General features: G+C 42.1%; 22 protein-coding genes. 19 read left to right on the forward strand and 3 right to left on the reverse strand.

Going from position 1 to position 24,310, the window contains the following annotated elements; all coding sequences use genetic code 11:
* Nucleotides 1-68: 68 nt before the first annotated feature.
* Both Q8W26_RS09845 and Q8W26_RS09850 read left to right on the forward strand, forming a co-directional pair.
* On the forward strand, nt 69-977 hold the full coding sequence (locus tag Q8W26_RS09845; RefSeq protein ID WP_101213714.1) for a LysR family transcriptional regulator: 909 nt from the start codon (nt 69-71) through the stop codon (nt 975-977).
* 78 nt (nt 978-1,055) lie between these two features.
* Nucleotides 1,056-2,075: a GGDEF domain-containing protein gene (locus Q8W26_RS09850; RefSeq protein WP_101213715.1), complete on the forward strand. Its 1,020-nt coding sequence runs from the start codon at nt 1,056-1,058 to the stop codon at nt 2,073-2,075.
* Nucleotides 2,076-2,119: 44 nt separating this feature from the next.
* On the opposite strand, the gene Q8W26_RS09855 is transcribed toward Q8W26_RS09850, so the two are convergent.
* Together Q8W26_RS09855 and Q8W26_RS09860 are read right to left on the reverse strand one after the other, a co-directional pair.
* Complete coding sequence (locus Q8W26_RS09855) at nt 2,120-2,314, reverse strand: hypothetical protein (RefSeq protein WP_101213716.1); 195 nt, start codon at nt 2,312-2,314, stop codon at nt 2,120-2,122.
* 244 nt (nt 2,315-2,558) lie between these two features.
* Nucleotides 2,559-4,706 carry an FAD-dependent oxidoreductase gene (locus Q8W26_RS09860; protein ID WP_101213717.1) on the reverse strand — a complete coding sequence of 716 codons (2,148 nt, stop codon included), beginning with the start codon at nt 4,704-4,706 and terminating at the stop codon, nt 2,559-2,561.
* A 306-nt stretch (nt 4,707-5,012) separates the two neighbouring features.
* Here Q8W26_RS09860 and mraZ point away from each other — a divergent pair, with 306 nt between their 5' ends.
* The 16 genes from mraZ (at nt 5,013) to lpxC (ending at nt 22,811) form a co-directional block, all read left to right on the forward strand.
* The gene (gene mraZ / locus Q8W26_RS09865) at nt 5,013-5,471 is read left to right on the forward strand and encodes a division/cell wall cluster transcriptional repressor MraZ (RefSeq protein WP_101213718.1); all 459 of its coding nucleotides are present in this window, start codon (nt 5,013-5,015) and stop codon (nt 5,469-5,471) included.
* A 3-nt stretch (nt 5,472-5,474) separates the two neighbouring features.
* A complete protein-coding gene (gene rsmH, locus Q8W26_RS09870; protein WP_101213719.1) occupies nt 5,475-6,413 on the forward strand; it encodes a 16S rRNA (cytosine(1402)-N(4))-methyltransferase RsmH in 939 nt (312 codons plus the stop codon).
* Nucleotides 6,414-6,421: 8 nt separating this feature from the next.
* The gene (gene ftsL, locus Q8W26_RS09875) at nt 6,422-6,739 is read left to right on the forward strand and encodes a cell division protein FtsL (RefSeq protein WP_101213720.1); all 318 of its coding nucleotides are present in this window, start codon (nt 6,422-6,424) and stop codon (nt 6,737-6,739) included.
* The gene (locus Q8W26_RS09880; protein WP_101213721.1) at nt 6,736-8,502 is read left to right on the forward strand and encodes a penicillin-binding protein 2; all 1,767 of its coding nucleotides are present in this window, start codon (nt 6,736-6,738) and stop codon (nt 8,500-8,502) included. Before ftsL ends, Q8W26_RS09880 begins: the two co-directional genes overlap by 4 nt.
* The gene (gene murE, locus Q8W26_RS09885) at nt 8,492-10,003 is read left to right on the forward strand and encodes a UDP-N-acetylmuramoyl-L-alanyl-D-glutamate--2,6-diaminopimelate ligase (RefSeq protein WP_101213722.1); all 1,512 of its coding nucleotides are present in this window, start codon (nt 8,492-8,494) and stop codon (nt 10,001-10,003) included. The genes Q8W26_RS09880 and murE overlap by 11 nt, the downstream gene beginning before the upstream one ends.
* Nucleotides 10,000-11,394, forward strand: coding sequence for a UDP-N-acetylmuramoyl-tripeptide--D-alanyl-D-alanine ligase (gene murF, locus Q8W26_RS09890; protein ID WP_101213723.1), 1,395 nt, complete (start codon nt 10,000-10,002; stop codon nt 11,392-11,394). The genes murE and murF overlap by 4 nt, the downstream gene beginning before the upstream one ends.
* Nucleotides 11,394-12,476 (forward strand): phospho-N-acetylmuramoyl-pentapeptide-transferase, encoded by a 1,083-nt coding sequence (gene mraY / locus Q8W26_RS09895; RefSeq protein ID WP_101213724.1) that lies wholly within the window; start codon nt 11,394-11,396, stop codon nt 12,474-12,476. Before murF ends, mraY begins: the two co-directional genes overlap by 1 nt.
* Before the next feature lie 4 nt (nt 12,477-12,480).
* A complete protein-coding gene (gene murD, locus Q8W26_RS09900; RefSeq protein ID WP_101213725.1) occupies nt 12,481-13,806 on the forward strand; it encodes a UDP-N-acetylmuramoyl-L-alanine--D-glutamate ligase in 1,326 nt (441 codons plus the stop codon).
* Nucleotides 13,796-15,004, forward strand: coding sequence for a cell division protein FtsW (gene ftsW / locus Q8W26_RS09905; RefSeq protein ID WP_101213726.1), 1,209 nt, complete (start codon nt 13,796-13,798; stop codon nt 15,002-15,004). Before murD ends, ftsW begins: the two co-directional genes overlap by 11 nt.
* Entirely contained in the window at nt 15,004-16,140 is a 1,137-nt protein-coding gene (gene murG, locus Q8W26_RS09910; RefSeq protein ID WP_101213727.1) for an undecaprenyldiphospho-muramoylpentapeptide beta-N-acetylglucosaminyltransferase, read from the forward strand. The genes ftsW and murG overlap by 1 nt, the downstream gene beginning before the upstream one ends.
* A 3-nt stretch (nt 16,141-16,143) precedes the next feature.
* Entirely contained in the window at nt 16,144-17,613 is a 1,470-nt protein-coding gene (gene murC / locus Q8W26_RS09915; RefSeq protein WP_101213728.1) for a UDP-N-acetylmuramate--L-alanine ligase, read from the forward strand.
* Nucleotides 17,613-18,533, forward strand: a complete 921-nt coding sequence (locus Q8W26_RS09920) for a D-alanine--D-alanine ligase (protein ID WP_101213729.1) — start codon at nt 17,613-17,615, stop codon at nt 18,531-18,533. Before murC ends, Q8W26_RS09920 begins: the two co-directional genes overlap by 1 nt.
* A gap of 124 nt (nt 18,534-18,657) precedes the next feature.
* The gene (locus Q8W26_RS09925; RefSeq protein ID WP_305473243.1) at nt 18,658-19,326 is read left to right on the forward strand and encodes a cell division protein FtsQ/DivIB; all 669 of its coding nucleotides are present in this window, start codon (nt 18,658-18,660) and stop codon (nt 19,324-19,326) included.
* Nucleotides 19,313-20,545, forward strand: a complete 1,233-nt coding sequence (gene ftsA / locus Q8W26_RS09930) for a cell division protein FtsA (RefSeq protein ID WP_101213731.1) — start codon at nt 19,313-19,315, stop codon at nt 20,543-20,545. Before Q8W26_RS09925 ends, ftsA begins: the two co-directional genes overlap by 14 nt.
* Nucleotides 20,546-20,593: 48 nt before the next feature.
* Entirely contained in the window at nt 20,594-21,733 is a 1,140-nt protein-coding gene (ftsZ, locus tag Q8W26_RS09935; protein WP_101213732.1) for a cell division protein FtsZ, read from the forward strand.
* A 166-nt stretch (nt 21,734-21,899) separates the two neighbouring features.
* Nucleotides 21,900-22,811, forward strand: coding sequence for a UDP-3-O-acyl-N-acetylglucosamine deacetylase (lpxC, locus tag Q8W26_RS09940; protein ID WP_101213733.1), 912 nt, complete (start codon nt 21,900-21,902; stop codon nt 22,809-22,811).
* Between the two features lie 26 nt (nt 22,812-22,837).
* On the opposite strand, the gene Q8W26_RS09945 is transcribed toward lpxC, so the two are convergent.
* A complete protein-coding gene (locus tag Q8W26_RS09945; RefSeq protein WP_101213734.1) occupies nt 22,838-23,293 on the reverse strand; it encodes a DUF721 domain-containing protein in 456 nt (151 codons plus the stop codon).
* 36 nt (nt 23,294-23,329) lie between these two features.
* On the opposite strand from Q8W26_RS09945, the gene Q8W26_RS09950 reads away from it, so the two are divergent.
* Entirely contained in the window at nt 23,330-24,253 is a 924-nt protein-coding gene (locus Q8W26_RS09950; RefSeq protein WP_101213735.1) for a M23 family metallopeptidase, read from the forward strand.
* Nucleotides 24,254-24,310: the final 57 nt, after the last annotated feature.

Here is a 24,310-nt window from a genome sequence, read left to right on the forward strand (position 1 = left end):
TATTGACAAGCGACCTATATGCAAGCCATCCTTGCAAATATGCAAGGTTAATGTCAAGTTGAGATAAAATGAATTGGGATGACTTAAAAATTTTTTTAGAGGTGGCACGTACAGAAACGCTACAGAGTGCCTCTGGACGTCTTAAAATAGACTCTTCAACAGTTTCTAGGCGTATACATAAACTAGAGAAAGACTTAAAGACACAGCTATTCTCACGCGGAGCCGCGGGGCATAGTTTAACACCTCACGGTGAGAAATTATTTAACGCAGCCCTTGAAATAGAGCAAAAGACCGAGAGTGCCATGGAAATTTTGCAAGGGAAGAACCTGCAGCAAACTGGCGATGTTCGAGTCGGAACAACAGACGCTTTCGGCAATTTCTTTATTGCGGGTCAGCTAGCGAGTTTTTTTAAACAGTATCCCAATATTAACGTCGATTTATTACCTTTGCAGCGCTTTGTGAAGTTAACGCAGCATGAAGCTGATATTGCGATAACTATTGAAAAGCCAACGAACCCAGCATTAGTTGTTTCTAAACTGTGTGATTACCGGCTAAAGATGTATGCAAGTCGCGAATATTTAATCAAGCACCCTGCGATTAAGACGTTAGATGATTTAGATAATCACCCTCTCATTGGGTATGTCGATGATTTAATATTCAGTGATCAACTTTGTTATTTAGACCGCTTTTTAGCACATAAAAAACAGGGGCACAGACGGGCAACATTACGAAGTACCAGTGTTATTGCTCAAGCTAGTGCAGTGAAAAGTGGTGCAGGCTTGGCTATTTTGCCATGCTTTTTGGCTGATAGTTATGATAACTTAATTCCGATTTTAAATGATGAAATTGATATTGTTAGGCACTTTTGGATTGCGGCTTCCTCAGAACGGATGGCTCTATTAAGAGTTCAAACATTATGGCGTCATTTACAAGACATTACTGATGCCGCTCAGGCGCAATTATTGGGCAAGTCTTAATATTTACGGCATAATGAATATAGCGAGATAAATTAATGACGTTAATATTTTCTTTGGGTGTTAACGATAGGATTCCTCATGGATAAAGAACTCTTCGTAAAGTCAGCGGCGAATTTAAAAAAGGCCGTTCCGTTAATGCTTAAATATCAAGTGCCCACAACGCCGACTAATTATGCTTTGTGGTATACCTATGTTTCAAATGAGATCCCGGAACTTAATAGTGAACTTGACTTGATCATTGAAGGTCACAGCGTATGTCCACCCATTCAAGCTGAAACACTTTATCGTACATTTGTGGCTGATAAAGTAGAGTCTTCAACGTGGCAAATGCGTGAAAACATTGAAAAGATGATGTTGGCACTTAATCAATCTGTCAAAGATACTCATAAAGACACCGATAAGTTTCAAGACTCATTAGACAAAACTTTTTCTAACTTACATCGAGTCGAAGATGAGGGATGGTCAATCGAAGAAGTGATGGTCTTGATTCGTGAGTTAGAGGGAGACTCAAAAGCTATACGCCAGGCTACACAATTTTTTAGTGCAAGCTTGACGAAAGCTAACCAAGAAATTGATAAACTTAAACAAGAGTTGGAACAGAGTCAGAAACAAGCGCTCTATGATTCACTAACAGGTTTATTAAATCGTTTTTCGTTTGATACTGAATTGAGTTATTTATTAAATAAAAACAATGAAGGTTTGTGTTTGATCCTTGCTGATATTGATCATTTCAAGAAGTTTAATGATGATTATGGCCACCTACTGGGCGATCAAGTCTTAAAATCAGTTGGTCGACGTCTCTTAGATGCACAACGTGATGGTGCGTTAGCTTACCGCTTTGGTGGAGAAGAGTTTGCGATTTTAATCCCGAAATCAAGTTTACGAAAAGCACGGCAATATGCGGAAACATTACGTAAGTTGGTCGATAAATTGTCATTGCGTGATAAACGCAGCAATAAGCAAATCGATCATATTAATGCGTCTTTTGGTGTTGCTGAGTTCCAAAAGGGCGACACGTTGACAAGCTTTATTGCTAGAGCAGATGAGCACCTATACAAAGCTAAAGAGCTTGGGCGCAATCGAGTGATGCCAATGTAAAAGGCTGAGAAAACACAGCCTTTTATTCAGTTCAATCTCACGTGCTACGCTTTGATATTGATATTATTACCTAGGTTGGCGGTTGGTGCTGGCAAGTTACTAGCTGCGGGGCTTGCGGCAACGGCTGCATCGATTAACGCCAGCGCCATCTTACCTTCTTGTTCTTGATTGCCTTTCGCTAGCGCTGCTGTCAGTAGTTGTTCACCGCTGTTATTGTGTGCTGCTGTTACACTAGACATATCATTCTCCAAATTTCTTTCTATTATTGGTTAGCGGCCGTCTTTGATAAACCTTTAACCATTTTTATTAAATTGATACCAATTCCACTAATTACCTGATCATTTTTAGGGGGCTAAAAGAGTAATCGCTGCGTTATTTATTGCCGACATGGATGTCGGTACTTAGGTTCTGCTTGGAACGTAGAACCTGTGCTCTAATTCGTTTATCTTCGTTGCAAAGTTGTTCACTTAATTATCCCAGCTGTTATGATTTTTTATCTTTGCGTTGCCAGCGGTGAAACTTTTCGAGCCAAGGGTATAACTTGACTGGGCTGTTATTCTTTTTCCAATTTCCCGCAACATATTTATTAGCTTCGCTCATGGTGGGGTAAATATGGATAGTGCCTAACAGCTTGTTTAAGCCAATATTGTGCTTCATTGCACTGACATACTCAGCAATTATTTCACCTGCGTGTGTTGCAACTATCGTTACCCCTAAAATTTTATCGCTTTTAGGTGGAGTGAGTACTTCAATCCACCCTTTGGCGTTGTTATCGGTGATTGCCCGGTCGAGTTCACTAATCTCATAACGTGTTGCTTCAATAGCAATCCCTTGAGCATTCGCTTCTAGCTTATTGATGCCGACACGCGCGATTTCGGGATCGGTAAAGGTCGCCCATGGGATCACACGGTAATCCACTTTAAACGACTTAATGCTGCCAAATAAGGAATTAACAGCGCTATACCACGCCTGATGAGCTGCAACATGCGTGAACTGATATGGCCCAGTCACATCACCAACAGCGTATATATTGGGATAATTTGTTTGCAGATAATCATTAACGGCAATGGTTCTATTAGAACGTAACTCAACTCCTAATTGTTCTAAACCAAAACCAGTTGTGTTTGCGCTGCGCCCTAAAGCGATAAGTAACGAGTCGAAAGGTACAGTGACGTCTCCTGTTGGCGTCGTACAGTGCATTAGGTAACCCTGAGCTGTTTTAGTTATTTTATAACTTTGGTGCTCATTTAATACTGTAATTCCTTCATTGATAAATTGTTGCTTGATATATTCACTGACTTCTTTATCTTCTTTTGGCATTAAAAACAGGTTGCGCTGGATTAATGTTACTTGGCTTCCTAATCGAGCAAAGGCCTGACTTAGTTCACAGCCAATTGGCCCACCCCCTAAGACTAATAAACGCTTCGGACATTGTGTTAATTGCCATAAATTCTCTGAAGTCAGGTAGTTGACAAGGTCGAGCCCTTCAATCGAAGGAATAGCTGGTCGAGCGCCTGTCGCGATAATTACATTGTTGGCCGTTAAACGTTGGTTGTTAATTTCAACGGTCCACGGGTCGATGAGCTTTGCTTCTCCTTGAAGAACTTCAACACCGAGTTTAGTGTAGCGATCCACTGAATCATGAGGCTCGATAGCTTTAATTGCTTGATGGACCTTTGTCATTACTTTAGCGAAGTTAACCGTTGCTACTGAATCTTCAAAGCCTAAATTGCTAGATTCTTTTACGTCATGGGCAAATTTTGCTGCGCGAATAAGCGCTTTGGATGGCACACAACCAGTATTTAAACAGTCGCCACCCATGGCATGTTTTTCAATTAAGGTCACTTTTGCTTTAACAGCACTCGCTATATAAGCACTCACTAAACCGCCTGCACCTGCACCGATAACGATTAAATTACGGTCGAAAGTCTCAGGCTTTTTAAATTGTCGATAGCGTTTACGCTGCTCAACACGATTTAAAATTGATTTAACAATTAATGGAAAGAGACCTATCAAGGTCAATGTCAATAATATCGATGGTGATATTAGCCCTGATAAGCTTTCAAGTTGCGCTAGTTGGGTTCCTGCAAATACATATAAAACGGTCCCAGGTAACATACCTAACTGGCTAATGATAAAGTAACGCTTAATTGATAGCTGAGTTAGCCCCATAGTTAAGTTAACAATAAAAAATGGAAATAACGGGATAAGCCGCAGGCTTAATAGGTAATAACTTCCTTGCTTTTTCATGCCTTGGTTAATGACAGCAAGTTGTCGCATAAATTTACGTTCTAGGTAGTCTCTAAATATAAATCGTGAACCTAAAAAAGCGATTGTTGCACCGATCGTGCTGGCGAATGAGACGAAAAAAACACCCCAATAAATGCCAAATAATGAACCTGCCAATAATGTAAGCAAAGCGGCGCCGGGAAGGGATAACCCCGTGATGACAATATAGCTGATGAAGAATATCACGCTAAACAATATTGGCTGGTTCTGTAACTGTTGACCAAGCCATTGATAGTTTGATTGGACAAAGTTGAGAGAAATATATTGCGGACCATTAAAAGTAAAAAATAGCACCACAAGGAGGCTAAAAGTGGCAATTAATCCGATTTTCGATTTGTTCATATTTTACTCGGTCTAAGTGTGTTGACTATAAGACAGTGATAATAGGTAATAAATTTCAAAGGATATAATAACAAATTGAATTAAAAAGTAATTCTGTTATTTATCTCTCTTCGCTATAAACACGCCATTCATCTTGAGAATATTTTTCCTAATGACTTTCACAGTAACATCAAGCTGTTGAAAAACTATTCTCAAATAGTCGTGAAAGCACCTTGACGATAGTTGACCTAAACCCTAGAATTACTTTTTGTGGCAGAAAGTGTCACAAAGTGGATCTTAAGGATTAACTAGGGAACTTTATATCGTATGTTACGTGGCACGGCTGCTATCAACCTCGACGCAAAAGGTCGCTTTACGATGCCTACGGGCTATCGTGATTTAGTGACGGTGGAAGGTGAAAGTAAGTTAGTGGTTACAATCGATATAAGTCGCAGTTGTTTAATGCTTTATCCACTCGAACAGTGGCAAGTTATTGAACGCAAGCTGATGGGGCTTTCCGACTTTGATGCCGGAGAAGCTGCAATTAAACGCCTTATTTTAGGTAACGCGAATGATTGTGATATGGATAAAAACGGCCGAGTGTTATTACCGGCACCATTACGTCAACATGCGGGATTAGAAAAAAAATTAATGTTAATTGGTCACGTAAACAAATTTGAATTGTGGGATGAATCGCAGTGGCTCGCGCAACGAGAAGCTGACTTAGCGTTAGCTCGAGCAACGGATTTCAGTTCATCAACTCGCTTAAAGGAATTGGCTCTTTAAATTATGACTCAACAATTTTCTCATATCACAGTGCTATTAGATGAAGCACTTGAAGGGTTATCTTTGCAACCTGATGGCGTGTATATCGATGCTACTTTTGGCCGTGGTGGTCATTCTCGCAAGTTATTATCGCAACTGGGTGAAAATGGTCGTTTGTACGCTATCGACCGTGACCCAACAGCCATTGCTGTAGCAAAAGAATTAGAACAAGAAGATACTCGCTTTAAAATTATCCCTGGGCCATTTTCTGGTTTAGCTAATTATGTCGAGGAACTGGGGCTAACAGGACAAATCGACGGTGTGTTGATGGATCTCGGGGTGTCTTCACCGCAACTGGATGATGCTGAACGTGGTTTTAGCTTCATGCGAGAAGGGCCGTTAGACATGCGAATGGACCCTACGTCGGGTCGTAGTGCTGCCGAGTGGATTGCTCAAGCAGAAGTTGACGAATTAAGTTGGGTATTTAAAAATTTTGGTGAAGAAAACTGGGCGGTTCACATCGCCCGCGCCATTGTTAAAGACCGTGCTGAGACGCCTTTTGAAACAACTAAGCAGTTAGCTGATTTTATTGCACGTGTTGTACCTGTTAAAGATAAAAATAAGCATCCAGCTACTCGTGTATTTCAGGCGATTAGAATTTATATCAACAGTGAGCTTGAAGAAGTTGAGCAGGCATTATTGGCCTCTATTGATGTACTGAAATCAGGTGGTCGATTATCGGTTATTAGTTTCCATTCACTTGAGGATCGCATTGTTAAGCGTTTTATTCGTAAACAATCTAAAGGTGAAGAGGTGCCATTTGGCTTACCGGTTACCGAAGAGGAATTGAATAAGTCACGCACTTATAAAGCTATAGGTAAAGCGATTAAGCCCTCTAAAGCTGAAATAGAACAAAATCCACGTTCCCGAAGTTCGGTGTTAAGAATCGCTCAGCGATTATAGAGGATGCGATGAGCGAACCACGGCAAATAAATTTAAGCAAGGTGATATGGAGTGACTTAATGTCCCACTTCTGGCTAGTACTATTAGTACTAGCCGTCTTGTTTTCAGCCCTAGCCGTTGTTTATAGCGCTCATCAAAACAGAATGTTGATTGGCCACTGGGAAGAGCTTCATCAACAACGAGATCAATTAAAGCTTGAAGCTAGGCATCTATTGCTTGAAGAGATGGCGTTAGCTGAACATAGCAGGATTGAGCAACTAGCCATGGATAAGCTGGGTATGAATCGACCTAAAACTGAAAAAGAAATAGCGGTGCACTCACAATGAGTAAACAAGCGAAAGTAAATAAAAAACCAAAGGTTATAACCTGGCGACTTTACCTTGTCGTTGTGGTGATCATTGCTGTTTTTGTTGCTATTGCCTCTCGCGCTGCTTTCTTACAAGTGATTGAATCTGAAAATCTTAAAAATCAGGGTGACAGGCGCTCCGAGCGTACTATTGTGTCACAGTCGCATCGAGGCAACATTGTTGACCGACACGGTACGGCTTTGGCTGTGAGTGTGCCGGTTCAGATTGTATGGAGTGACCCTAAGATTGTTCATGAGAAAAATGGTTTGGTTGATAAAAGGCGTTGGCAGGCATTAGCTGATGTACTTGATCGTCCGGTGGAAAAGTTGTTATCTGCTGTTAAAAATCCTAACCGTCGTTTTGTTTACCTTAAAAGACAAGTGTCTCCTGCTCAGGCTGATTATATTAAACAATTGAAGATTCCCGGTATTTTTCTCAAGCCGTCATCGCGTCGCTACTATCCGACAGGTGAAATTACAGCTCATGTGGTCGGATACACAAATATCGACGATGAAGGAAAAAACGGCATCGAACGTAGCTTTGATGAGTGGCTCACAGGGGAGCCAACCAAGCGGAAAGTTCGTAAATCACGTGATGGAATGGTCGTTGAACGCCTTAGTACAGTGGAAGAGGGCGAGCATGCTAATGATGTGGTGATCAGTATCGATCAACGTATTCAAGCAATTGCTTATAAAGAGTTAAAAACGGCAACAGAATATCATCGCGCCACTTCGGGTTCAGTGGTGGTGCTGGATGTTAAAACGGGTGAAATACTGGCGATGGTTAACACTCCATCGTATAACCCAAATAATCGCCGCACCATGAACGCGTATAAATTACGTAATCGAGCCATCACTGATACCTTTGAACCGGGTTCGACGATCAAGCCGTTGGCGGCAATGACAGCGCTAGATTTTGGTGAATACAAAGTGGATTCTATGATCAATACTAGCCCTGGCTGGTATCGTCTTGGAGCAAATCGTATTCGTGACCCAAGAAATCTCGGTAAAGTCGATATAGCGACAATTATTGCAAAATCGTCTAACGTGGGTATCAGTAAACTTGCCTTGTCGGTCCCTAAAGAACAATTCTTAACTAGCTTCTATGCAATGGGTTTTGGCTCACATACAAACGTGACTTTGCCAGTGGAAAGTCCGGGAGTATTACGTGAGCGTCGCCGTTGGTCTGATTTTGAGCTAGCAACCTTATCTTTTGGCTATGGTATGGCAGTTACACCATTACAATTAGCGCGAGCTTATTCCGTGATTGCCAATGACGGGAAATTAAACCCTATTTCAATCTTAAAGCTTGATAAAGCGCCGCAAGGCGAGCAAGTGGTTTCGCCTGAAATCGCTCAAGCAATGTTACAAATGATGGAAGGGGTAACCAAAGCAGGTGGGACAGCGCTTAAGGCGCGTATTGGTGGTTATCGCGTCGCAGGTAAAACGGGCACCGCGCGTAAAGCCGTTGCTGGTGGTTATGGTGATGATTATGTTGTGTCTTTTGCCGGTATTGCACCGATAGATAATCCACGCTTAGTAACTATTGTGATTATTAATGAGCCCAAAGGTGATAAATATTATGGTGGTGATGTGGCAGCGCCTGTGTTCGCCAAGGTCACTACGGGTGCATTGCAGTTGCTTAATGTCGCACCAAGTAAAACCGTTACAGTACCAATGAAATTAGCAAGGTTAAGTAGCCCTGAACACAGAAGTATTGAAGGGAGACTTTATGAACAATAAATCATTAATTAATTTATTAGCGCTCGACACCGTAACAAACTATGCCGCAGAGCTTAATGGTATCAGTGTTAATGCGATTACTTTAGATTCGCGCCAAGTATCCGCTGGAAGCTTATTTGTCGCCCTTAATGGTGCACAAACTGACGGCCGCTTATATATTGATAAAGCAATAGATTTAGGAGCTAGTGCTGTCTTAAGTGAAGCTCAAAGTGATGATAACAAAGACGCTGAAATCATTAATATTAGCTACCGCGAGGGGATTGCGATAATTCATGTGACGCACTTAAGTCATCTATTATCAGAGATTGCTAGTCGCTTTTATGATCACCCTCAGCGTCAATTAAAGCTAATTGGGGTTACTGGAACCAATGGTAAAACGACTGTCACGCAATTGATTAGCCAGTGGTTAGAGTTATTGGGTCATAAACCTTATAGCATGGGCACATTAGGGAATGGCTTTAATGGCCACTTAGCTGATAGCCCGAATACGACACTAAACCCTATCGACTTAATCGCTCATTTGGCTAGCGCTCGAGATGGTGGTGCCGATTATGTGGTCATGGAAGTCTCTTCACATGGTTTAGAGCTTGGCCGTGTCAGTGCGCTACATTTTGATGCCACAGCATTTACCAATTTAACACAAGACCACCTAGATTTTCATGGTGACATGGCCAGTTATGCCAAAGCTAAGCAACAATTATTCTCGGCGAACTATACCGATAAAGCAGCGCTTAATGCCAATGAAACCATTGTAACTGAGTGGCTGGCACAGTGGGATAATGCGGTTGAACTGAGCTTGTTTAATCAAGGACAAACAGATCAAAGTAGTTACTTAGAAGCGACAAACGTGGTTTATTCTAATCACGGTATTAAAGCTGACATTCAATCGAGTTTTGGTCAAGGGCAATTAAATAGTCAATTATTAGGGGCGTTTAACCTTGATAATTTATTAACTGCGTTGAATGTTTTATGTTTGTTAGAGTTTTCGTTAGATAAGCTTTTAGTGATTGCTCCTAAGCTGTCGGCAGTTGCTGGGAGAATGGAGGTATTCCATCAAGCGAAATCACCAAGTGTCGTGGTTGATTATGCACACACACCAGACGCCTTAGAAAAAGCATTACTAGCTTTGCGCGTTCATTGCCAAGGTCAACTTGTTGTCGTGTTTGGTTGTGGAGGTGATCGCGATCAAACTAAGCGACCTTTGATGGCCAGGGCGGCAGAGCAGTATGCCGACAAGGTTTATATTACTCAAGATAACTCTCGCTCTGAATCCCCTGAAATTATTTTTTCTCATGTGTTGGCTGGCATTCAGCAACGCGATGCTATTGTCGTTGAATACGACCGAGTTAGGGCGGTATCACAAGCGGTTCATGCTGCTGGTAGTGAAGATATCGTACTACTTGCGGGTAAAGGGCATGAAGATTATCAGTTAATAAATGGCCAGCGCATCAGCTATGATGAGCGAGCGTTAGCTAATGAATTAGTAAAGGCATATATATGATCCCGGTTAAGCTATCGTACATAGCAGAAACATTAGGATGGCAACACTTTGGCGAGGATGTTGAGATCACGCAGGTGACTACCGACTCGCGCCAAGTTAAATCAGGCGATTGTTTTATTGCATTATATGGTGACAACTTTGATGCTCACCAGTTTATCGACCAAGTGGTCACTCAAGGCGCTGGTGCGCTCATTGTCAGTCAGCAACAACAGGTTGATGTGCCGCAATTAGTGGTTGAGGATACCCGTGTTGCACTGGGCCAATTAGCAAAACTTGTTTGTCAGCTAAGCAGTGCTAAGAAAATCGCAATTACTGGCAGTTGCGGTAAAACTACGGTTAAAGAGATGTTGTTTTCCATTTTAAGTTGCCGTGGCAAAGTGTTAGCGACTGCGGGAAACTTTAATAATGACATTGGTGCGCCTTTGACATTATTAAGACTTACAGGTGATGAACAATATGCAGTGATTGAATTAGGCGCTAATCACATCGGGGAAATAGATTACACCAGTAGTTTAGTTGAACCTGATGTCGCAATGATAACAAACATTGGTGCTGCCCACTTAGAAGGCTTTGGGGGTATTGAAGGCGTCGTGATTGCGAAGAGTGAAATTTATAATCATCTAGCGAGCGATGGCACGGCAATTTTTGATTTTTCTAGTGATTACGCCAAGGGCTGGCTATTAGCTAATCAACAGCGTAAAATCTCGCGCTTTTTAGGGGAAGAACCAGATGCGTCTCTTGAAGACGATGTGTTCTACCCAAGTGATGTTTTATTAGATACACAAGGAAAGGCTAGTTTTACTTTACATGCACTGGGGCAACAGCAACGGATTTCTTTAGCGTTACCTGGCATTCATAATGTGTCAAATGCACTGGCCTCGGCCGCTGCTGCGATAGCTGTAGGTGCTAGCTTAGCTGATATTGCTCTTGGGTTGGCTAATATGAGGGAAGTCGGTGGTCGATTAAATGTATTGAAGGTTAATCCATTATTGACCGTTATTGATGATACTTATAATGCTAATGCAACATCAATAACTGCTGCGATACAATTACTTGGTAGTTATCAAGGCTATCGCATCTTAGTGTTAGGTGAAATGGGAGAGTTAGGTGAGTATGCGGTTGCTTCTCATCAGTCATTAGGCCCAGTTATAGAGCAACATAATATCGATCTGTTGCTAACGTTTGGTGAGTTAAGCCAACACTACGGCACAGATTATAGTGGTGAACATCATCATTTTACAGATAAACAAGCGTTAGATAGCGCTGTTGCCGAAAAAATAAAACAACATAATAACGATAATATTACGCTTCTGGCTAAAGGGTCGAGAAGTACAAAAATGGAAAGTGTAGTGCAATTTATTTCAAGTCAATTTTCAGAAGGTGAGTGCTAATGTTAGTGTGGTTAGCTGAGTTTCTCACTCAATACATTTCTGGGTTTAATATATTCTCATATTTAACTTTTCGCAGCATTTTGGCAGCCTTAACCGCGTTAATGTTCTCGCTATGGGCAGGCCCTAAGCTTATTCGATATCTACAAAACATGCAGATTGGTCAAACAGTTCGCGATGATGGCCCTCAATCACACTTGAGTAAATCAGGTACCCCAACTATGGGCGGTATCCTTATTTTAGGTGCCATCGCATTAAGTACGCTACTGTGGGCAGATTTAAGTAACCATTACGTATTAATAGTGCTTTTTGTTTTGCTTGGTTTTGGTGCCGTTGGCTTTGTTGACGATTACCGTAAGGTGATCCGTAAAGATTCTGACGGCCTAATTGCGCGTTGGAAGTATTTCTGGCAATCAGCAATCGCTTTATTTGTGGCTTTCTTTTTGTATTTTAATACCTCACAACCCGAAGAAACCATGCTGGTTGTGCCGTTTTTTAAAGATGTGTTACCGCAATTAGGCTTGATGTATATCGCTTTAGTTTACTTCACCTTAGTGGGGGCGAGTAACGCGGTCAATCTCACCGATGGCTTAGATGGTTTAGCAATTGTACCAACAATTATGGTTGCTGGTGCACTAGGGTTAATTGCTTATATTACGGGTAATGTTAATTTCTCAGCTTACTTAAACCTACCTCATTTACCTCTAGCGAGTGAATTAACCGTATTTTGTTTAGCGATTTTCGGTGCAGGCTTAGGCTTTTTATGGTTTAACACGTACCCAGCACAAGTATTCATGGGCGATGTTGGTTCGTTAGCTTTAGGTGCTTGTTTAGGTATTGTGGCTGTATTAGTACGCCAGGAAATTTTATTAGTGATCATGGGTGGCGTCTTTGTAATGGAGACGTTATCAGTGATCTTGCAAGTGGGTAGTTATAAATTACGTGGTCAACGTATTTTCAGAATGGCCCCAATTCATCACCACTATGAGCTAAAAGGCTGGCCTGAACCACGTGTGATTGTACGCTTTTGGATTATCTCGTTAGTATTAGTGCTTGTCGGCTTAGCAACGCTGAAAATTAGGTAATTAAATGGAACTTAACGGACGTCAAATTAATAAAGTTGCAGTGATAGGTTTAGGCTTAACTGGGCGTTCGTGCGTAAATTTTTTACTTGGACAAGGTGTGTCGCCAACGTTAATTGATACCAGAGAGCAGCTTGATACCATTGAGCTTCAGCAGCAGTTCCCTGATCTTGACATTAAACTTGGGGCGTTGGAGCAGTGCGAGTTAACAAGTTTTGACTTACTATTAGTCAGTCCTGGCATCACCGTGCAGCAGGCTGTGTTTGAACACGCAATGGCGGCAGGTGTCTTAGTGTGGGGGGATGTCGAGCTATTTGCACACTTTGTTAAGGCTCCAGTAATTGGCATTACTGGTTCTAATGGTAAAACGACGGTAACGAGTCTACTGACTGAAATGGCAAATAATGCCGGAGTGAAGGCCGTTGCTATTGGTAATATTGGTGTGCCTGTACTTGATGTTGTTAATGATTCGTCAATTGAATTATTTGTTTTAGAATTATCAAGTTTTCAGTTAGAAACGACATACCAATTAGAACTTGCTGGTGCGACAGTACTTAACATCAGTGACGATCATATGGATAGATATGATGGCCTTGATGATTACGCTCAGGCAAAACAGCGTATTTATCATCATTGCGCTTGCGCTGTGGTTAACCGTGACGATCAACTAACTAAGACATCGCACCTGAACATAGTGTCATTTGGTGTGACTAAGCCTGCTTTGGATAATGAATATGGCATCGATGATAATGCTTTGTATCAAGGTGAAACTCGTCTGATTGGCTGCGATGAGCTGGCGATGATTGGTTTGCATAATCAGTTGAATGCACTGGCTGCGTTGGCACTTGGACAACAAGTTGGCTTAAACCGTTCTGCAATGCTTGATACCTTACGTCAATTTACTGGATTAGCCCATCGCTGTGAATTAGTGTCAAACAAGTTTGATGTACGCTGGCTCAACGACTCAAAAGCAACTAATGTCGGTGCGACACTTGCAGCATTAACGGGGTTAACCCAGTTAGATGGTCAGCTTATTGTTATCGCAGGTGGTGATACTAAAGGTGGTGATTTAACCCCATTAGTTGCCCCTTTTAATACTCAGGTTGATCATTTAATTGTCATTGGTCGTGATCGTCAGTTGTTTGTTGATTTATTCCCTAATGCATTAATTAGTGACAGTTTAGAACACGCTGTCGCTACAGCTAATGAATTAGCTAAGGCTGGAGATGTAGTGTTACTTTCTCCTGCAAGTGCCAGTATCGATATGTTTAAAAATTACATGGAGCGTGGGCAGCACTTTATTGATGCAGTGGAGGGGTTAGATGTCAGCTAAATCAATGAATTTATTCCCTGCCTCTTTTAGCGCAATTTGGACAGAGTTTAGAGCGAATAAAAAGCCTAAGCATACTGTGTTATATGATCGCTTTTTGTTTGTTTTGGCTATCACATTATTATTTATTGGCTTTATTATTGTTGCGTCAGCATCAATGCCTGAAGGCCAGCGCCTCACTGAAAACCCATTTCACTTTGTGCAACGCCATGTTGTCTACTTATTGGGTTGTACACTGATTATGATTTTTGGTCTGCAAATCCCAATCGAAAAGTGGCAACAATACAATGCACACATCTTAATTATCTCAATATTGGCATTAGTAGCGGTGTTAGTTGTGGGTAAAACCGTTAATGGTAGTACGCGCTGGTTATCAGCGGGCCCGATTAATATTCAAGTGTCTGAAATTGCTAAGCTGACATTCTTTTGTTACTTATCAAGTTATATTGTTCGTCGTCATACTGAAGTTACTGAGCGATCTAAGGGGTTTGTAAAACCATTAATCGTGTTTGGTATTCTTGCTGTATTGATCCTGTTACAGCCTGATTTAGGGACCATTGTTGTGATGTTTATAACGACAGTAGGCTTATTGTTTTTAGCAGGTGCGAAAATACGCGACTTTATTGGTTTGTTGATAACGGGCTCCCTTGCTGCTGTGGCTTTAGTTATTTACGAGCCGTATCGGATGGCTCGTGTCACTTCATTTTTAGACCCTTGGCAAGACCCTTTTGGTGATGGTTACCAGTTAACGCAATCTCTGATGGCGTTTGGTCGTGGTGATTGGTTTGGTCAAGGCTTGGGAAATTCAATTCAAAAATTAGAATACTTACCTGAAGCCCATACCGACTTTATTTTTGCGATTTGGGCTGAAGAGTTAGGATTATTTGGTGTAATTGCCCTTTTATTATTACAACTAACACTTGCTCTGAGGGCGTTGCATATTGGCGCACAAGCATTAAAGACGGAACATTTTTTCTCGGGTTATTTAGCTTTAGCTATTGGTATTTGGCTGAGCTTTCAAGCCGCCGTTAATACTGGTGCGGCGAGTGGTGTACTGCCAACCAAAGGACTTACGTTACCATTAGTTAGTTATGGTGGCAGTAGTTTGTGGGTCATGACCTTGGCCGTTGTTATTTTATTAAGAGTTGATCATGAACGGCGTTTAGCTTGTGTCCAAGCGACTCAGCGAGGGGTGAGCTAATGAGTAAACGATTGTTAGTGATGGCTGGTGGAACGGGTGGACATGTATTCCCTGGACTTGCTGTGGTGAACTTATTACGTGAACAAGGCTGGGAAATACACTGGCTTGGCTGTGCAACACGGATGGAAGCGCAACTGGTACCGCAACACAATATCGACATTTCGTTTATCGATGTTGAGGGGGTGCGAGGTAATGGTATTGTCCGCTTAATTAAAGCACCATTTAAGTTATTACGTTCGGTCTGGCAAGCTCGAGCGGTGATAAAGGAATATCAACCTGATGTAGTTTTAGGTATGGGTGGTTTTGCAAGTGGCCCGGGTGGAATAGCGGCTAAATTATGTCAATTACCGTTAGTGTTACATGAACAAAATGCCATTGCTGGTATGACAAACCGCTATTTAGCCAAAATGGCTGATGCGGTCATGGTTGCATTTGATGGCGCACTGGCTGAAGCGAGTCCGCATGTGGTTGGTAATCCTGTCCGCGCAGACATTATCAGTCTTGGTGCTCAGAGCAAGCAAGTTGATGTAGCTAAGTCACAATTTAATGTTTTAGTGGTGGGTGGCAGTCTAGGCGCGAAAGTGCTTAATGAAACAATGCCACAGGCATGCCAACATTTAAGCGAGTTGAACATTCATATTCGCCATCAAGCGGGTAAAGGAAATAGTCAAGTACTTAAAGATGCATATCAAGGTATTGAACATATTCAAGTAAGTGATTTCATCGATGACATGGCAGACGCATATCAATGGGCTGACCTTGTTGTGTGTCGGGCCGGTGCTCTTACCGTATCTGAAATTGCTGTGTTGGGATTGCCTGCGATCTTTGTACCCCTGCCATACGCTGTCGATGATCATCAAACTAAGAACGCCCAAGCATTAACACAAGTTGGGGCCGCTAAACTATTGCCCCAAAGCGAAATGACTGCTGAGTCATTGGCCCAGCAAATACAACAGATTTTATCACCTGAGCAGTTAATTTTGATGTCTCGGGCGAGCAAGGGCGTTGCTAAGCTCGATGCGACCGAACAGGTGGCTTTAATGTGTGCCAAGTTAGCGGGTGATGATTACCACGCATTGGCACAACGCTTAGAGAAGAATTTTAGATTAACCGAAGTTGAAAGAGTAGAGCAGTAATTAATGACTAAGATAACCAGTGAAAAGCTAACACAATTAAGAATGCGAGTGCCTGAAATGCGTCGTGTTAACCGTATCCACTTTATAGGTATTGGTGGCGCGGGTATGGGTGGCATTGCTGAAGTATTGGCTAATGAAGGCTATGTCATCACTGGTTCAGACCAATCGGTTAATCGAGTGACCGAGCGTTTAACTACGCTTGGCGCAACGGTATATTTAGGGCACAAAGGCGAGCAAGTTGAAGGCGCTAGCGTAGTTGTGGTTTCCACTGCAATTGATGAGTCAAACCCTGAAATCATTGCTGCAAAAGCGTTGCGAATTCCTATTGTGCAGCGTGCGCAAATGCTGGCTGAGTTGATGCGTTTTAGACATGGTGTTGCCGTTGCTGGTACACATGGAAAAACGACAACAACCAGTTTAATTGCGAGTATTTTTGCCCAAGCGGACCTTGACCCAACATATGTGATCGGTGGTTTATTAAATAGCTCTGGGACTAATGCCAAGTTGGGTTCAAGTAATTACTTAATCGCTGAAGCTGACGAAAGTGATGCCTCTTTCTTACACTTACAGCCGATGGTTTCTGTGGTTACTAACATTGAAGCGGATCATATGGACACCTATCAAGGTGATTTTAGTAAGCTTGAAGATACCTTTATCGAGTTTTTACATAATTTACCTTTTTACGGTTTAGCGGTAGTTTGTGTTGATGATCCTGTAGTTAGAGCGTTAATTCCGCGTATTGGGCGTCAAGTGATTACTTACGGCTTTAGTGATGATGCAGACATTCGTGCCTCGAATTTCTCGCAGCATGCCAATAGCTGTCAATTTACTTTACATTGTAAAGATGAAGCTCCGGTTGAAGTTAAGCTCAACCTACCGGGACGTCATAACGTTCTAAATTCATTAGCAGCGATCGCTGTGGCTCATGAAGACGGAATTAGCTTTGATGTTATCATTAATGCCCTAACACAATTTGAAGGCATAGGTCGTCGATTCGAACAGTTAGGCACGTTTGATAGTGGTAATGGTGAGGTGATGCTAGTTGATGATTATGGTCATCACCCAAGTGAAGTGCTAGCGACGATTAAAGCGGCACGTCAAGGGTGGCCAGATAAACGTTTAGTGATGATCTATCAACCACACCGCTACACGCGTACTCGCGATCTTTACGAGGACTTTGTTGAAGTACTATCACAAGTTGATGAGCTGCTTTTACTTGAAGTTTATAGTGCTGGTGAAGAACCGATTGTCGGTGCTGACAGCCGCGCATTATGTCGTAGTATTCGAGCGCAAAGTAATCTTGAGCCAATTTATGTCCCGGGTATTGATGTATTACCAGCTCGTTTAGCCCAATTGATGGCCAATGGAGACCTTGTAATGACTCAAGGGGCAGGCAACGTTGGTGTGTTGGCTAAAGAATTAGCTGGATTTGAATTAAATATTGAAAAAATGAATCAAGCAGGAATGAAGTAATGAGTGATTTTGGCAAAGTTGCAGTAATGTTTGGCGGCACCAGTGCTGAGCGTGATGTGTCGTTAATGTCAGGGCAAGCTGTATTAAAGAGCTTATTAGCTCAGGGCATAGATGCGCATGCTTTTGACCCTAAAGAACAGCAGTTGTCACAATTACAATGCCAAGGTTTTGATCGTGTCTTTAATGTTTTGCACGGCCGAGGTGGTGAAGATGGCACCATTCAAGGGGCGCTAGAACTTTTAAATATGCCTTACACAGGCTCTGGCGTATTAGGCGCTGCACTAGCAATGGATAAAATTAAGACTAAGCAAGTGTGGACAGCGTTAGGAATGCCAACGGCAAAGTTTGTGGTGGTAGATGCTGAACATCCTGTCACAGATTATCAAACCGTTCTAGATTCATTAGGCGGGACAGTGATGGTAAAGCCATCAAACGAAGGCTCAAGCATTGGTATGGCTAAGGTTTCTAGTGCGAAAGATTTAGAGCAAGCGATAACAGATGCTATTGAATTTGATAGTGAAGTATTGTTAGAACAGTGGATTGAAGGTGGTGAATACACGGTCGCTATTTTAGGTGAAAAAGCCTTACCTGCCATTCACATGACGACACCACATGACTTTTATGACTATCAAGCAAAATATCAATCTAATGACACGCAGTATCATTGCCCATGTGGTTTAGCACAGAGCGATGAACAGGAGTTGTTAAATATTGCACTTAAAGCCTTTAAAGCCGTTAATGCTCGAGGATGGGGGCGTGTCGACTTTATGCGTGATGAGCAAGGTCAATGGTATTTATTAGAGGTCAATACTGTGCCGGGAATGACTGAAACAAGTTTAGTACCAAAAGCAGCGAAGCAAGCAGGTTTGAATTTTGAGCAACTCGTTGTTGCGGTTTTGAGTCAAACTTTGGAAAAGTAATCAAGCGATGAAGTTAATGCTCAGTAATCTATATCAACGTGTCAAAAAAGCAGATCATGCTTTTTGGGCGGGTGTTATATTTTTCTGTTTAGTAATAGTACTAATTGGTTATATAAGCAGCCAAATGTACCAAAAGTTGATGAATGCGCAAGACATGCCGCTATCAACACTACAAATTACTGGCACTAGGCCGTATAGTAGCGACCTAGATGTACAGCAGGCATTAATGCCACTGAGTGAAAAGGAAAGCTTTTTCTCTGTAGAAATGACGGATGTTAAAGAAACAGTAGAATTAGTACCTTGGATAAAAGAAGCAACGGTTAGACGCCAGTGGCCTAATGGTTTGATCATTCATGTGACTGATCAGATGCCGGTAGCACATTGGAATGAACAGCATTTATTAAATATCGATGGGGATGTATTTTTAGCCCCTAAAGATAAAATTGAGCAAGTTTTGCCTCAGTTTTATGGCCCAGATAATGTGCCAAAAGATGTGTTGGTTGGTTACCGAGCATTATTGCCACTATTTTTGGCAGAAGGCTTAAAACTAAAAGAAATTCATTTAAGTGAGCGTGAGTCATGGTCGGTGATTTTAGCTGATGGCACCAAGTTAATCCTTGGCCGCGCAAATAAAGTCATAAGAAACGCGAGAGTTGAGCGTTTTTTAAAAGTATATAAACATGTGATTCCGCCAAGTAAAGCAATTAACTATGTTGATTTACGTTATGACACAGGATTTGCAGTAAATTGGAAAGATTTGCCAGGAGATAGGGCACAGAATGAGCAAAGCTAACGAAAGAGATTTAATAGTCGGCCTTGATATTGGCACGTCAAAAGTGGCGGTGATTATCGGCGAAATCTTAGCTGATGGAGAGTTAAGTATTGTTGGTCTTGGCACGCAACAATCAAAAGGCATGGAAAAAGCCGGAGTTAATGATCTCGATTCTGTGGTCAAAGCAGTGAAGCGCGCTTTAGGCGAGGCGGAGTTGATGGCTGATTGTCAGGTTACATCGGTTAATTTGAGTATTTCAGGTAAGCACATCGCTTGCCAGAATGAAAAAGGCATGGTGTCAATTAATGATGAAGAAGTAACTCAGTATGATGTAGATAATGTTATTCATACCGCTCGCTCAGTGAAAATTTCTGACGATCGTCGAATTCTTCATGTTATGCCAACAGAGTATGCAATTGATGTTCAAGAAGGGATTAAATCACCTATCGGGATGTCAGGTATGCGTATGGAAGCACAAGTTCATATGGTGACTTGTGCCAGCGACATGGCAAAGAACATTGAGAAGTGTGTTCAGCGTTGTGGTTTAACGGTCGATGAGTTAGTTTTTTCAGCTATAGCGTCGAGCTATTCAGTGCTGACCGACGATGAAAAAGCCTTAGGTGTCTGTTTGGTTGATATGGGTGGCGGCACCATGGATATTGCTGTTTATACCAATGGTTCACTGCGTCATAGTGCAGTGATTCCAGTCGCTGGATCACAAGTTACTTCCGATATTGCCAAAATATTTAGAACCCCATTGTCTCATGCTGAAGACATTAAAGTGCAACATGCTTGTGCCTTAAGTCAAATGGTTAGTCAAGAAGATAATATTGAAGTGCCGTCTGTAGGTGGACGCCCGACAAGAACAATGTCTCGTCACACCTTAGCGGAAGTTGTAGAGCCAAGGTATCAAGAATTATTTGAGTTAATTTTAGCTGAGTTAAAGAAGGCTGGATTTGATGAGCAAATTGCTGCAGGTATCGTCTTAACTGGCGGTACTGCAAAAATAGAAGGTGCTGTTGAGTTTGCTGAAGCGTGTTTTGGCATGCCAGTAAGACTTGCGACACCACGACCGGTCAAAGGGTTAAATGATTACGTGCAAGACCCAAGTTATGCCGCAGCGGTAGGTTTGCTGCAGTTTGGTAGCTTGATGCGACAGAATGCACGAAATGAACATGTAGAAAAAGGCGGTGTGAGTATTTTCCACCGAGTAAAAAACTGGATTAAAGGCGAACTCTAACTCAAGAAGTAGGGTTAGGTTTGCTCAAAAGCGTAGCGGAGAGAAATTATGTTTGAATTAATGTCAGAACATGCAGAAGAAGCGGTAATCAAGGTTATTGGTGTTGGCGGCGGTGGCGGTAACGCTATCGAACACATGGTGAGTAAAACAATTGAGGGTGTAGAGTTTATTGTGGCTAACACAGATGCTCAAGCACTTAGAAACTCATCAGCAGAAAGTACAATCCAAATTGGTAAAGGCACAACTAAAGGCCTTGGCGCTGGTGCTAACCCACAAGTGGGTCGTGAAGCGGCGATTGAAGATCGTGAAGCTATTATGGGCGCACTTGATGGTGCTGACATGGTATTTATTGCTGCCGGTATGGGTGGTGGTACAGGGACTGGTGCTGCACCAATCGTTGCTGAAGTAGCGAAAGAGATGGGCATCTTAACAGTTGCTGTAGTAACTAAACCATTTAACTTCGAAGGTAAGAAACGCCTAAACTATGCTGAGCAAGGAATTACTATGCTTAGCGAAAGTGTTGACTCTTTAATTACTATTCCAAACGATAAGTTATTAAAAGTGTTAGGTAAAGGTACTGGTTTATTACAAGCATTCGAAGAAGCTAACGATGTCTTATTCGGTGCGGTACAAGGTATTGCTGAACTAATTACTCGTACTGGTTTAATGAACGTGGATTTCGCTGATGTTCGAACGGTGATGGCTGAAATGGGTACCGCGATGATGGGTACTGGTATTGCGAAAGGTGAAGACCGTGCTGATGAAGCGGCTGAGCTGGCAATCTCTAGCCCACTACTTGAAGATATCGATCTTGCGGGCGCTCGCGGCATTCTTGTTAACATTACAGCCGGTATGGATATCAGTATCGATGAGTTTGAGACAGTAGGTAATGCTGTTAAAGGTTTCGCTTCTGAAAATGCTACTGTTGTTGTTGGTGCGGTAATCGACCCTGAAATGACCGATGAGTTACGTGTTACTGTTGTTGCCACGGGTATAGGATCTGAAGCTCAACCAGATATTAAATTAGTTAAGCCAGATGAAGTTGTGGTTAAGGCACAGCCTGTTCAACCTGAGATACCAGCTGAAGATGATTCAATGGCTGCCGCTGTAAACAGTCAGCCACAAGGTGCAAATAATGGATTAGAATATCTCGATATTCCAGCATTTTTGCGTAAACAGGCGGACTAGTTCTGGCAAATTAAGGTAGGATTCAGTTTACTCCTGCCATTTTTAAGATTGTTGTCGGCAAGATCACAATTGAGAGTTTAATACTTTTGCTCAATTGTGAGGTTAGACCATTTGTGCTAACATTCTTGCCGTTAGTGATATAAATGTTGAATGAGGTTGCTGATTTATGATTAAGCAAAGAACATTATGTAAAGAAATCAATGCTGTTGGCGTTGGTCTTCATTCGGGTAATAAAGTTAATCTAGTGATTAAGCCTGCGCCAGTAAATAGTGGAATAATTTACCGTCGTACCGACTTAACCCCTGCGGTTGATATCCCCGGTGATGGCATGCTAGTGCGTGAAACAACATTATGTACTTGTTTGATTGATGATGAAGGCAATAAAATCTCAACGGTAGAGCATATTTCAGCAGCGTTAGCGGCCTTTGGTATTGATAATGCTGTTATTGAAGTGGATGCTCCTGAAATTCCAATTATGGATGGCAGTGCTAGCCCGTTTGTATTTTTATTGCAATCTGCTGGTGTGCAAGAGCAAAACTCTCCTAAACGCTTTATTCGAATCAAGAAAAAGATTCGCATAGAAGATGGCGATAAATGGGCTGAGTTTATTCCGCATAACGGATTTAAAGTTGACTACGCTATCGACTTTGCCCACCCTGAAATTAGTAATACTAAGCAGCATTTGACCATGGATTTCTCTCAAGCATCATTTGTCCATGAAATATCACGTGCCAGAACATTTGGTTTCATGAGTGATATTGAGTTACTTCGTGCAAACAACCTAGCATTAGGTGGTAGCATGGAAAACGCTGTTGTTCTTGATGAATACCGTATTTTAAACCCTGATGGTTTACGAATTGATGACGAATTTGTGAAACATAAAGTACTCGATGCATTAGGTGATTTATACCTCGCAGGTAACAGCATTATCGGTGAATTCAGAGCGTTTAAAGCAGGGCATGCTATTAACAACATGCTAGTGCGTGAGATGTTAGCGCAACAGGATGCTTTTGAAATCGTCACTTATGAAGACGAAGCAGAGTCTCCAATCTGTTACGGTGAGACAGCCTTTGCATAGAGGTTGTTTATTGTTCTAACAATCAACTATTTATGACGCCTGGCCAACTTCGCCAGGCGTTGTAGTTTTTCGGCCAGCTCAGCGGGGGCATGTTCAGCGAGTGTGTTTAAGTGTTCGGCTGTTTGCGCTGAAATCTCACGGCTATTCGGTTTAGGGGCTGGTTTAGTAACAAACAGCTGCGGATTAACCTTGATTTCGATATTAGCTAAATTTGGAATCAACTGTTGGCGGATCTGTAATAAGAAGTGTTCTTTAAGTTGTAATAGCCGCGTAGACCATACGCCGGATGCGACTTCAATCACGAGAACACCTTGACGCAAATTGGCTACTCGACAGTAATTTTCACTGTCCGGTAATAAATGAGTTGTTAAAAACAAGTTAATTACTTGTAATTGGGATGCTTTCTGTTGTATTTTTGCTAACTTTCCTGACTTCGAAGTCATTAAATGGTGAATGGAATCTGGAGTATGGCGTTGATTCATAATGCACCAATATAGTGTGAACGAAAGAGAATAGATATGAGTGTAACAGGCAACAAACAAACAGAACAAGTAAAAGAGGCTAAAGCGTTAGCTCACGTTAATATTACGCGCTCGGGCCTTGCAGGCTTTGTATTATTACAATCGCTGCTATTAGCTGCATGCGGTTATTTTACGTATCATTTCTATGTGGGTCCATCGCTCCTTGCCAACAAAATTACAGAAAAATCTGTAGGTATTGCTGCTCAGCAGCAACAAGTGACCCAGTTAAAGCAAGATACTCAAGCACAACTAGCCGTATTAGCTCAGCGAATGGGTACATTAACCGCTCGAATGAATCGAATGGATGCACTTGGTGAACGGCTTGCCAAAACGGCAGACTACAGTGAGTTTGATTTTTCGCAACTGCCAGCCGTTGGTGGCCCTGAGCAATTTCATAAAATCAGTGAAGACTCTGAGCTTGCGGCGTTATTTAGCCAAATGGACGCCTTTTTAGATCACCTTGATACACAACAAGAGCAATTAGACTTGCTTGAGGTTGTGATGCTTAACCATGAAATCGATGATGACAGCCGTATTCAGGGTAAGCCAATTAAACGTGGTTGGATGTCGTCAATGTATGGGATGCGTAATGACCCTTTCAATGGCCGCCTAACAATGCACAAAGGCGTGGATTATGCGGGTAAAGATGGCGATGCTATTTTTGCGACGGGTGCTGGTGTTGTAAGTTGGGCTGGTGAACGTTCAGGCTACGGTTTACTCGTTGAAATCGACCATGGTGCTGGTTTGAAGACTCGCTATGGGCACGCTAAGTCAGTGGCAGTTAATATTGGGGATGTGGTTGCCAAAGGAGAGATTGTGGCTGAAATGGGGAACACAGGTCGTTCGACGGGTGCTCACGTTCATTATGAAGTGTTAAATCGCGATAAACAGGTCAATCCGCGTAAGTATATCTACCGATAAGCAAAAAAATTCACTTAATATTCTTAATAAGATAGCTTTAGGGCTATCTTATCTTTA

The organism is Psychrobium sp. 1_MG-2023 (assembly GCF_030689115.1).
Lineage (GTDB): Bacteria > Pseudomonadota > Gammaproteobacteria > Enterobacterales > Psychrobiaceae > Psychrobium.

What these genes read in the sequence shown, in the direction of transcription:
- Q8W26_RS09845 (WP_101213714.1), top strand. Translation starts at nt 69, where the DNA reads ATGAATTGGGATGACTTAAAAATTTTTTTAGAGGTGGCACGTACAGAA.
- Q8W26_RS09850 (WP_101213715.1), top strand. Translation starts at nt 1,056, where the DNA reads ATGGATAAAGAACTCTTCGTAAAGTCAGCGGCGAATTTAAAAAAGGCC.
- Q8W26_RS09855 (WP_101213716.1), bottom strand. Translation starts at nt 2,314, where the DNA reads ATGTCTAGTGTAACAGCAGCACACAATAACAGCGGTGAACAACTACTG.
- Q8W26_RS09860 (WP_101213717.1), bottom strand. Translation starts at nt 4,706, where the DNA reads ATGAACAAATCGAAAATCGGATTAATTGCCACTTTTAGCCTCCTTGTG.
- mraZ (WP_101213718.1), top strand. Translation starts at nt 5,013, where the DNA reads ATGTTACGTGGCACGGCTGCTATCAACCTCGACGCAAAAGGTCGCTTT.
- rsmH (WP_101213719.1), top strand. Translation starts at nt 5,475, where the DNA reads ATGACTCAACAATTTTCTCATATCACAGTGCTATTAGATGAAGCACTT.
- ftsL (WP_101213720.1), top strand. Translation starts at nt 6,422, where the DNA reads ATGAGCGAACCACGGCAAATAAATTTAAGCAAGGTGATATGGAGTGAC.
- Q8W26_RS09880 (WP_101213721.1), top strand. Translation starts at nt 6,736, where the DNA reads ATGAGTAAACAAGCGAAAGTAAATAAAAAACCAAAGGTTATAACCTGG.
- murE (WP_101213722.1), top strand. Translation starts at nt 8,492, where the DNA reads ATGAACAATAAATCATTAATTAATTTATTAGCGCTCGACACCGTAACA.
- murF (WP_101213723.1), top strand. Translation starts at nt 10,000, where the DNA reads ATGATCCCGGTTAAGCTATCGTACATAGCAGAAACATTAGGATGGCAA.
- mraY (WP_101213724.1), top strand. Translation starts at nt 11,394, where the DNA reads ATGTTAGTGTGGTTAGCTGAGTTTCTCACTCAATACATTTCTGGGTTT.
- murD (WP_101213725.1), top strand. Translation starts at nt 12,481, where the DNA reads ATGGAACTTAACGGACGTCAAATTAATAAAGTTGCAGTGATAGGTTTA.
- ftsW (WP_101213726.1), top strand. Translation starts at nt 13,796, where the DNA reads ATGTCAGCTAAATCAATGAATTTATTCCCTGCCTCTTTTAGCGCAATT.
- murG (WP_101213727.1), top strand. Translation starts at nt 15,004, where the DNA reads ATGAGTAAACGATTGTTAGTGATGGCTGGTGGAACGGGTGGACATGTA.
- murC (WP_101213728.1), top strand. Translation starts at nt 16,144, where the DNA reads ATGACTAAGATAACCAGTGAAAAGCTAACACAATTAAGAATGCGAGTG.
- Q8W26_RS09920 (WP_101213729.1), top strand. Translation starts at nt 17,613, where the DNA reads ATGAGTGATTTTGGCAAAGTTGCAGTAATGTTTGGCGGCACCAGTGCT.
- Q8W26_RS09925 (WP_305473243.1), top strand. Translation starts at nt 18,658, where the DNA reads ATGTACCAAAAGTTGATGAATGCGCAAGACATGCCGCTATCAACACTA.
- ftsA (WP_101213731.1), top strand. Translation starts at nt 19,313, where the DNA reads ATGAGCAAAGCTAACGAAAGAGATTTAATAGTCGGCCTTGATATTGGC.
- ftsZ (WP_101213732.1), top strand. Translation starts at nt 20,594, where the DNA reads ATGTTTGAATTAATGTCAGAACATGCAGAAGAAGCGGTAATCAAGGTT.
- lpxC (WP_101213733.1), top strand. Translation starts at nt 21,900, where the DNA reads ATGATTAAGCAAAGAACATTATGTAAAGAAATCAATGCTGTTGGCGTT.
- Q8W26_RS09945 (WP_101213734.1), bottom strand. Translation starts at nt 23,293, where the DNA reads ATGAATCAACGCCATACTCCAGATTCCATTCACCATTTAATGACTTCG.
- Q8W26_RS09950 (WP_101213735.1), top strand. Translation starts at nt 23,330, where the DNA reads ATGAGTGTAACAGGCAACAAACAAACAGAACAAGTAAAAGAGGCTAAA.